We start from the raw sequence: 7,893 nt of genomic DNA on the forward strand, positions 1-7,893 counted from the left end.
TCCGGCCCGATGAGGTGCTGCGGGGAGGGCGATCAGTGCACGCGTATTTCCACTTCCTGGGGCACTTCGAGCGTCTCCAGGTCGTTCTCGATGGCGCTCTCGGTGCTTTCCGGCTGGTTGGCGAACAGCCCCAGCAGGCGCGACATCGGGTGATGGGGCTTGGCGCCTTCGGCGAGCTGGGCGCCGCCTTCCACAGCTTGCACCGGTTCGGGCAGCATCTCGGTGACCACCTTGAAGTCGGTGATCTGGATGGTGCCGCGCCCGGCCGCCAGCAGGTGGAAGGAAAACGCCTTGCGCGCCTGCGGGTTGTCGAAGGCGAAGGTGATGGACACCGGCTTGCCCTTCTTCAGCACGGGCAGCTCGGGGATGGGCAGGGCCACGTCGCGCTCGAACTCCTTGGTCTTGAGCTGCAGCTGCGCGCCCTGGCGGTCCATCTGCAGCACGTTGATGCCCAGGCGTACCGTGGTCCGGCTGTTCTTCGGCAGTTCCATGTACTGGGCGCCGATCAGGTTGTCGGCCCAGTCGTCACGGGCCTTTTCCTTGAGGCGGATGCGCTCGCGGGTGGCGAACTGGTATTCCTGGCCGAGGGTGCCGCCCAGCAGCGACTGGTCGAGCAGCGCGGCGCGCTGGCTGACCAGGCGTGCCTGCTTGCCGCTGAAGCGCCCGAGGAAGCGCGCCTCGTCGGCGATGAAGCCTTCGCTGCGGTAGCGCCGGCAGACCTGCTGGAAGTCGCACTCGGTGAAGGTCTCGTGGCCATCGTGCTGGCGCAGCATGCCGTTGGTGTAGGACATCATCTCGCGGCCGCTCTCGTAGTCGCGGAACAGCGAGCGACCGGAGAGGTTCTGTGGCACCTCGTAGCCGAAGTAGTCGAGGACCGAGGTGGTCAGGTCGACGTGGCCGTACACGCCGCTCTTGATCGGCGGCAGCGAGGCCTGTTCCGGGGCCAGCACCAGGTTGAAGCCCCAGGCGGAAGCGAGGCGGACCTTGTCGATGCCATGGGATTCGTCCGAGGTGATGATCACCAGGGTGTCCTTGAGCACGCCCTGCTTTTCCAGGCCGGTGAGGAAGGCGTCCACGGCGTCGTCGAGGTAGGCGATGGCGGCCTTCTTGGCATCCGGGTAACGCGCCAGGTACTCCTCGGGCGCCGAGTAGGGCTGGTGGGTGCCGACGGTGAGCAGGGTGAGCATCCAGGGTTTCTTCTGCTGGCGGATCTGCTTCACGTAGCCCAGCGCGCCCTCGAAGAAGGCCTTGTCGTCCATGCCCCAGGGGAATTCCAGGTAGGCCTTGTTGCGGAACCAGTCACGGCCGAGGGTCTTGTCGAAGCCCATCTGTGGCATGACCTTGTCCTTGGCCATGAAGCGCAGCCCGGCACCCTGCAGGAAGTGGGTGGCGAACCCGTGCTGGTGCAGTTGGGCGGGCAGGCAGTCCTTGGCCCGCGAGGGGTTGTTCAGCAACTCCAGGCCCTTGGGCGTGCCGGAATCGAGTTTGCTGTAGTCGCCGCAGAGCATCGAATAGAGGCCGCGGATGGTCTGGTGGCTGTGCAGCACGTAGTCCGGGGTGGTCATCGCGCGTTCGGCCCATTGGCTGAGGCGCGGCATCAGCGATTCCTGGTAGCGGCTGTTGATCGCCGCGCGGTTGGCGGCGATGTAGGCGCCGGGGATGCCTTCCAGGGTGATCACCAGCACGTTGCGTGCGCGGCCTGGCTCGGCCAGCAGCGAGGTGCCGGAGAGGTCGAGGCGGGCGAGGCCTGCGATGTCCGGCGGGGTTTCCGGCTGATCGCCGTCGAGCCAGTCCTCCACCGCCAGCTGGCCGCTGTTCAGGGCACCGGCCAGTAGCTTGTGCGGCAGGTTGAATTGCTGCCATTGCTCGGCTTCGCTCGGATGCAGGTACTGGATGCCGGCGTGGGCGGCCAGCAGCGCGACGGGGGCTGCCAGCCAGGCGCGGGCCGGGCGCTGCGTGGGGCGGCGCCAGAGCAGGGCACAGGCCACCAGCGCGATGGCGAGCGCGATCGCCAGCCCGGGGTAGGTGAGGCCGCCACCCTGGGTCGAGTGGCCGACGAATTGCGGGTCCATCAGGTACTTGAGGTCACTGGGCTCGGGCATGCGACCGACGGCGCCGACCAGTTCGGCGGTGCCGAGGGTGATCAGGCTGGAGGCGACCATCACCGGCAAGGCCAGCCACAGCGGGCGGCGGTACAGCAGTGCGATCAGCAGCGAGCCGATGGCCAGGTCCGACAGGTAGCCGAAGCCGTCGCTCCAGCCCAGCCAGCAGCGGCCGGCGAGCGGGATGATCAGGAACAGAATGCCAAGGGACAAAAGGTGAAGCGACGAAGACAGCCAGCGGCTGGAAGGGCGCACAGGAACTCCTGAGATCAGGCAGCGAGAATCCATGGGGGTGATGGACAGAAAAGTGAGCGATGGTCGATCGCGGACATGATTCTGAAACATCGTTGTGCTTACGGCCAGTAGACAATCCGTCGCGAGGCGAATTCTGTGCGCCAGGGTGTTTCAGCAGCGAGGCGACGGAAGGCGGCGAAGGGGGTGCGGACGGCGTGCATGGCACCGGTGGTGCGGCGGCCTGTAGAATGCCGGCCTTGTTCATTGAGGTAAGCAAGATGGCTCTGATCGGGCGATTCAACTCCCTGCCGGTGGTGAAGCACACCGAATTCGGCCTGTACCTGGACGGCGACCAGGATGGCGAGATCCTCCTGCCCAAGCGCTACATCCCCAAGGACCAGGGCACCGAGATCGGCGACTGGCTCAACGTCTTCGTCTATCTGGACAGCGAGGACCGCCTGATCGCGACCACGCAGAAGCCCAAGGTGCAGGTCGGCGGATTCGCCAGCCTGAAGGTGGTGGAAATCAACCGCATCGGCCTGTTCCTCGACTGGGGGCTGCCCAAGGACCTGTTGCTGCCGCATTCGGAAGAGAAGCGCCCGCTGCAGGTCGGCGACTATTGCGTGGTGCACGTCTACCTGGATCGCCGCACCCGCCGCATCACCGCCACCGCGCGCCTGGATCGCTACCTCGACACCACCCCGGCGCGCTACAGCGTCGGCCAGGAGGTCGAGCTGCTGGTGGCCGACGAGACCGACATGGGTTTCAAGGCCATCATCAACGACCGCCACTGGGGCCTCATCCACCGCAACGAGATCTTCAAGTTCCTGCGCAGCGGCATGCGCGAGAAGGGATTCATCCGCGAGGTGCGTGCAGACGGCAAGATCGCCCTGAGCCTGCAACCGGTGGGCGAGAAGCTGGCCAGCGGCCTCAACGAGCAGATCCTGGAGAAGCTCCGCGAGGCGGGCGGTGCCCTGGACGTCAGCGACAAGAGTCCGCCGGAGGTGATCTCGCGGCTGTTCGGCGTCAGCAAGGGCAACTTCAAGAAGGCCATCGGTGGCCTCTACAAGCAGGGCCTGATCCGCATCCATGACGACCGGATCGAGCTGGTCGGCTGAGCCGCTCCCCTGGTGTTGCATTGCATTTTGCCCGGTCGAAAACCGTTCGATCGGGCGATTTGCACGGGTGTCTTTGCCTGGTGAATTTTCAACCCATTGATTTATCTGGGGTTTTCGTTGTCAAAGAGCTGGCACGATGACTGCAATGAAACCCCTCAGGATAAAAAAGCTCATTGGGAGTGAACGATATGGGTCTCGACATCAAGAAGTTGGCCAAGGCCTTTCCGGATTATGAGTTCAGCGCCCAGCTGCGCCCCGACGGCGGCTATGTGGTGGCGCTGGAGAAGGACGGCATCCGTTTCCAGCGGGTGGTCCCTGCGCTGAAGGTCGCCGAGCAACTGGAGTGGACCATCAGCACCATCAAGCGCGACATGGCGCTGGAGCTGGGTGAAGTGCCGCCGGTGGAGTCGCTGAAGAACCTGCACAAGACGCCGCTGCCGCGTTACTTCAACGCCTGATTTCCCGCCGCGCGAAAACGGCCATCAGCTTTGGTTGGTGGCCGTTTTTTTGTGCCTGCGGTTTCTCCAGGAGGGAATGGAGGCGTCGGGATGCAGGGGCGACTTCAGTCGCCCACGGCGCGCAGCGCCGCTATCGCACGGAAGCGCTCACTGGCTAACGGCCTTCCCGTTCCATCAGGTCTCGACGCCCTGGACCGGCGGCATCATCTGCTCGTCCTCTCCGGGTTCGCGCTTGTCGGCCTGCTGCGGCGGCTGCTCCTGCTCCTGCTCCGGTTGCGGCTTGCCGAGCCAGTCCTTGGCGGATTTCTGGGCATCGTCCACCTGCTTGTTGACCTGCTCCACCGCTTCGCTGATGGCTTCGCGGGCGACGTTCTCGGCGGCTTGCTGGGCCTTGTCGGCGAGTTTGTTGGCTGATTCTTCGGCGAGGTCGCAGCCACCCAGGGCAAGCATCAGGACGCTGCCCAGGGCGAAGGACATCAAGCGGGAGGCGGGTTTCATCGGGGTACTACTCCGTGGTGGCCGGGCCAGTCGAGCGTGGCCCCTGGACGTGCGGCATGATCGAACAGGACGGCGCGCGGTGGAACGCCCCGGCGCGGGGAAACTGTATGCGGAGATGACAGGCCGCAGGGAAGGGGAACAGCCTCGGGCCCCCAGCGGCGACTGTATTGGGCCCGAGGCTTGAGGCCGTCGGTCAGCCGGCCTCGTACTCACTGACTGGCGGGCGGTGGGGAAGGTTCCCGAGTGCCGCCGATCAGCCGCCCTGTGGCGACCTTTCAGCGGGGGTTGGTCTTGTTCTGCTCCTGCAGCTGGCGGATCTGCTGCTCCATCTGCTGCATGCGCTTGCGGTCGTAGTCGCGGTCATAGCTCTCGCGCTTTTCCCGCTCGGCCCTCTCGCGCATCTCGCTGACCCGCGCGTCGCGGCTCTGGCTGGCGCTGTCCTGGATCACGGTGACGCGCGAGCCTCGGGCCGGTGGTTCGTCCGCGCGTTCTTCATCGCGGCGCTGCGGCTGCTCGGCGGCGCCCTGCGTCTCGATGCGGGGCAGGGACAGCGGAGGCGGCGCCACGCCGGAGGGCGGCGCGGGTTCGATGATGCGCGTGGACTGGCCTTCGCTGGCCGGGCAGGGCACGGCGGAGTAGCTGGTGGTGCCGTCGTTGCCGACGCATTTGAAGACCTGGGCCTGTGCCAGGACCGGCAGCAGGCAGAGGCCGAGCAGGGCGGATCTCAAAGTGCTTCCCTCACTTCGTTCAAAACGGCCGACAGGCTAGCAGTCGGGCCGTTCGCGCGAAAGTGCGCCGCTGTCGCTCAAGTGCCGGCGTCCGCCGTCCTGCGCCGGGCCAGGCGATCACGCAGCAGCTCGGCGCCGCTGACCAGCAGCAGGCCGGCCAGCACCAGCAGCGCGCCCAACATGAAGGGGGTGGTCAGCGGCTCGCCCAGCACCAGCACGCCGAAGCCGACGCCGAACAGCGGCGTCATGAACGACAGCATCGACAGGCGCGAAGCGAGGTAGCGGCGCAGCAGCCAGAACCAGGCGACGTAGCTGAACAGCGCCACCACCACCACCTGGAAACCGAGGCTGAGCAGGGCCCGGTCGCTCAGGTGCAGCTGCGTCTTGCCGGTGGCGAAGGCCACGGCGAGCAACAACACCACGGCCCCGGCGAGCTGGTAGAAAAGGGTCTTCACCGGCGCCGCTTCGGACAGCGAGGAGCCCCGGATCAGCACGGTGGTGGCGCCCCAGGCGATGGCGGCGATCACGCCCATGGCGTCACCCAGCAGCGTGGCGCCGGCGTCGTTCCCCGGGTTGCCGAGGAAGGCGAGGGCGATGCCACCGAAGGCCACCAGCACGCCCAGCCATTGCAGGGACGACAGGCGCTCCTCCGGCAGGATCAGGTGCAGGCCGAGGGCGGCGAAGATGGGGGCGGTGTAGAGGAATACGCCGATGTGGGAGGCGGTGCTGCGCACCAGGCCTTCGGAGATGAAGAGGAATTCCAGGGCGAACAGCAGTCCCACGCCCAGGCCCGGCAGCAGCGTGCCGTCGCTGAAGGCACCGCGGCCCTCGCGGCACAGGGTGATGATGCCCAGCACCAGGGCTGCGACACCGGAGCGGATCGCCAGCTGCATGATCGCGGAGACGTCGTCGTCCACCAGCTTGATCGACACCTGCTGGAACCCCCAGATCAGGCACAGCACCAGCATCAGGCTGCAGGCGAAGAGATCCAGGGGCAGGCGGCGGGCTTTCATCATCGGTCTCGCAGGGCAGGGGCCGCAGACTCGCGGCCAAGGCGGGCAGGATCGCGTCACGCCACCTTGCATTCAAACGATGTTTTGTCATCATGCTTTGACTTCAACTCAAAGCAGACCCCATGCGCACGCCTTCGCTCATCGCCCTGCGCGCCTTCGAGGTGGCGGCCCGCTGCCGCAACTTCACCGAGGCCGCCCAGGAGCTCTCGGTCACCCCCGGCGCGGTCAGCCGGCAGATCCGCCTGCTCGAAGAGGAGCTGGGCGTCAGCCTGTTCGACCGCACGCGCAATACCGTGGCCCTCAACGACAACGGCCGGCGCCTGGCCGCCACCGTCTCCCAGGCCTTCGAGCTGCTGGTCCGTGGGGCCGATGAGCTGCGCGGCGAACGCGAGGGGCCGGTGCACATCAGCTGCGCGCCTTCCATCGCCTCCCACTGGCTGATGAAGCGGCTCAACCAGTTCTCCGCCGCCAACCCGGACATCACCCTGAGCCTGGAGGCCACCGAGGAGCTGGTGGACCTGGAGCGCGGCGAGGCCAGCCTGGCGATCCGCTTCGTTACTGCCGGCACCCGCCTGCCCTCCAGCGAGTTGCTGTTCCGCGAGGACTTCTTCCCGGTGTGCAGCCCGGCCTACCTGGAGCAGCATCCCCTGCGCCAACCCGAGGATCTTGTGGGGGCGCGGCTGATCCATGCCACCTGGAAGAGTGCCGCCCGCCTGAGCATTCCCAGCTGGGGCGACTGGTTCGACAGCAACGTCGGCCCCGGCGTGGACGCCTCGGCGGGCATGCGCTTCGGGCTGATCGGCCATGCCATCCAGGGTGCGGTCGCCGGCCAGGGGTTCGCCCTGGGCTCCACCGCGCTGGCAGGCGACGACGTCGCCCAGGGGCGGCTGGTGCTGCCCTTCGGGCCTGACCATCGCATCGCCACCCCTTGGGAATACCGCCTGGCCTGGAGTCGCAAGGCCGCGCCCGGCGAGCGCCTGCGCCGCCTGATCGACTGGCTGGTGGCGGAAGCCCGGAGCAGTGCGGCGGGCATCTGAGCGCGGCGTCTTCAGATCATCTTGCGCAGGCGGTGCAGCCGGTGCTGGACGGCAATCGCCCAATCCGGCGGGGCGCTGCCGGTTCCCGCCATCCGCAGCATCGGGTGATGGCTGACCACCTGTTGCAGCACGGCTTCCTGGGTGGGTTTCACATCGACGAAGAACACGTGCTTGCCCTCGTGCAGGCGCTGCTCGAAGCGCTTGAACACGGCGCTGGGGGTCTGCATGCCGAACAGGCTGCCTTCCCAGATGCTGAAACCCAGCAGGGCGGCGGCGAGGAACAGGAAGGGGATCCAGCCGGCGCGGGTCTCGGTCCAGCCGCTGGCCCAGGCGACGCAGACCACCAGCGCCGCGAGGGCCAGGCCGATCAGGCTGCCGACCAGCCCGGAATGGACCACGTCCTTCTTCATCAGGGAGGAGACATCGTGGAGGTGGTGGCGCTCGACGTCGGCATCGCGTTCGCTGAGCACGTGGATCTGCTCGGTGTCGATGCCGTTGGCCTCGAGTTCGGTCTCGACCTTTTCCAGGTCGTTGAGGTTGTCGCTGATGTAGTAGTGGCGGTTCATGGCAAACCTCCGGTTTCGCGGTGGATCGGCCCCCTGGTTGGCTGACGGTCCCTGTGGTGCTGATAGTCAGTCTAATACTGCGGGCAGGAGCGGGAGGCGCCGCCGCCGGGCGGTTGCGCGAGGTGAAGCGGGCGGAAGG

General features: G+C 66.8%; 8 protein-coding genes. 3 read left to right on the top strand and 5 right to left on the bottom strand.

Annotated features, from left to right (window positions below; all coding sequences use genetic code 11):
* Positions 1-32 precede the first annotated feature (32 nt).
* Positions 33-2,357 (bottom strand): LTA synthase family protein, encoded by a 2,325-nt coding sequence (locus tag DMX10_RS08295; RefSeq protein ID WP_111260653.1) that lies wholly within the window; start codon positions 2,355-2,357, stop codon positions 33-35.
* A 257-nt stretch (positions 2,358-2,614) separates the two neighbouring features.
* On the opposite strand from DMX10_RS08295, the gene DMX10_RS08300 reads away from it, so the two are divergent.
* Both DMX10_RS08300 and DMX10_RS08305 read left to right on the top strand, forming a co-directional pair.
* Entirely contained in the window at positions 2,615-3,454 is an 840-nt protein-coding gene (locus DMX10_RS08300; RefSeq protein ID WP_111260654.1) for a S1 RNA-binding domain-containing protein, read from the top strand.
* A gap of 188 nt (positions 3,455-3,642) precedes the next feature.
* A complete protein-coding gene (locus DMX10_RS08305; protein WP_111260655.1) occupies positions 3,643-3,912 on the top strand; it encodes a DUF3509 domain-containing protein in 270 nt (89 codons plus the stop codon).
* Positions 3,913-4,086: 174 nt separating this feature from the next.
* Here the strand turns inward: DMX10_RS08305 and DMX10_RS08310 are convergent, their stop codons facing one another.
* The 3 genes from DMX10_RS08310 to DMX10_RS08320 form a co-directional block, all read right to left on the bottom strand.
* A complete protein-coding gene (locus tag DMX10_RS08310; RefSeq protein WP_111260656.1) occupies positions 4,087-4,410 on the bottom strand; it encodes a hypothetical protein in 324 nt (107 codons plus the stop codon).
* Positions 4,411-4,685: 275 nt separating this feature from the next.
* Complete coding sequence (locus DMX10_RS08315; RefSeq protein WP_111260657.1) at positions 4,686-5,138, bottom strand: DUF4124 domain-containing protein; 453 nt, start codon at positions 5,136-5,138, stop codon at positions 4,686-4,688.
* A 77-nt stretch (positions 5,139-5,215) separates the two neighbouring features.
* Positions 5,216-6,151, bottom strand: coding sequence for a DMT family transporter (locus DMX10_RS08320; RefSeq protein ID WP_111260658.1), 936 nt, complete (start codon positions 6,149-6,151; stop codon positions 5,216-5,218).
* A 122-nt stretch (positions 6,152-6,273) separates the two neighbouring features.
* On the opposite strand from DMX10_RS08320, the gene DMX10_RS08325 reads away from it, so the two are divergent.
* A complete protein-coding gene (locus tag DMX10_RS08325) occupies positions 6,274-7,188 on the top strand; it encodes a LysR substrate-binding domain-containing protein (RefSeq protein ID WP_111260659.1) in 915 nt (304 codons plus the stop codon).
* Between the two features lie 11 nt (positions 7,189-7,199).
* Here the strand turns inward: DMX10_RS08325 and DMX10_RS08330 are convergent, their stop codons facing one another.
* Positions 7,200-7,754 carry a magnesium transporter gene (locus tag DMX10_RS08330; protein ID WP_111260660.1) on the bottom strand — a complete coding sequence of 185 codons (555 nt, stop codon included), beginning with the start codon at positions 7,752-7,754 and terminating at the stop codon, positions 7,200-7,202.
* Positions 7,755-7,893 lie beyond the last annotated feature (139 nt).

The sequence above is a fragment of the Pseudomonas sp. 57B-090624 genome, from assembly GCF_003234055.1.
Classification (GTDB): domain Bacteria; phylum Pseudomonadota; class Gammaproteobacteria; order Pseudomonadales; family Pseudomonadaceae; genus Metapseudomonas; species Metapseudomonas tohonis.

Coding starts and splice junctions, on each gene's coding strand:
- DMX10_RS08320 (WP_111260658.1), bottom strand. CDS start 6,151: ATGAAAGCCCGCCGCCTGCCCCTGGATCTCTTCGCCTGCAGCCTGATG.
- DMX10_RS08300 (WP_111260654.1), top strand. CDS start 2,615: ATGGCTCTGATCGGGCGATTCAACTCCCTGCCGGTGGTGAAGCACACC.
- DMX10_RS08330 (WP_111260660.1), bottom strand. CDS start 7,754: ATGAACCGCCACTACTACATCAGCGACAACCTCAACGACCTGGAAAAG.
- DMX10_RS08310 (WP_111260656.1), bottom strand. CDS start 4,410: ATGAAACCCGCCTCCCGCTTGATGTCCTTCGCCCTGGGCAGCGTCCTG.
- DMX10_RS08305 (WP_111260655.1), top strand. CDS start 3,643: ATGGGTCTCGACATCAAGAAGTTGGCCAAGGCCTTTCCGGATTATGAG.
- DMX10_RS08325 (WP_111260659.1), top strand. CDS start 6,274: ATGCGCACGCCTTCGCTCATCGCCCTGCGCGCCTTCGAGGTGGCGGCC.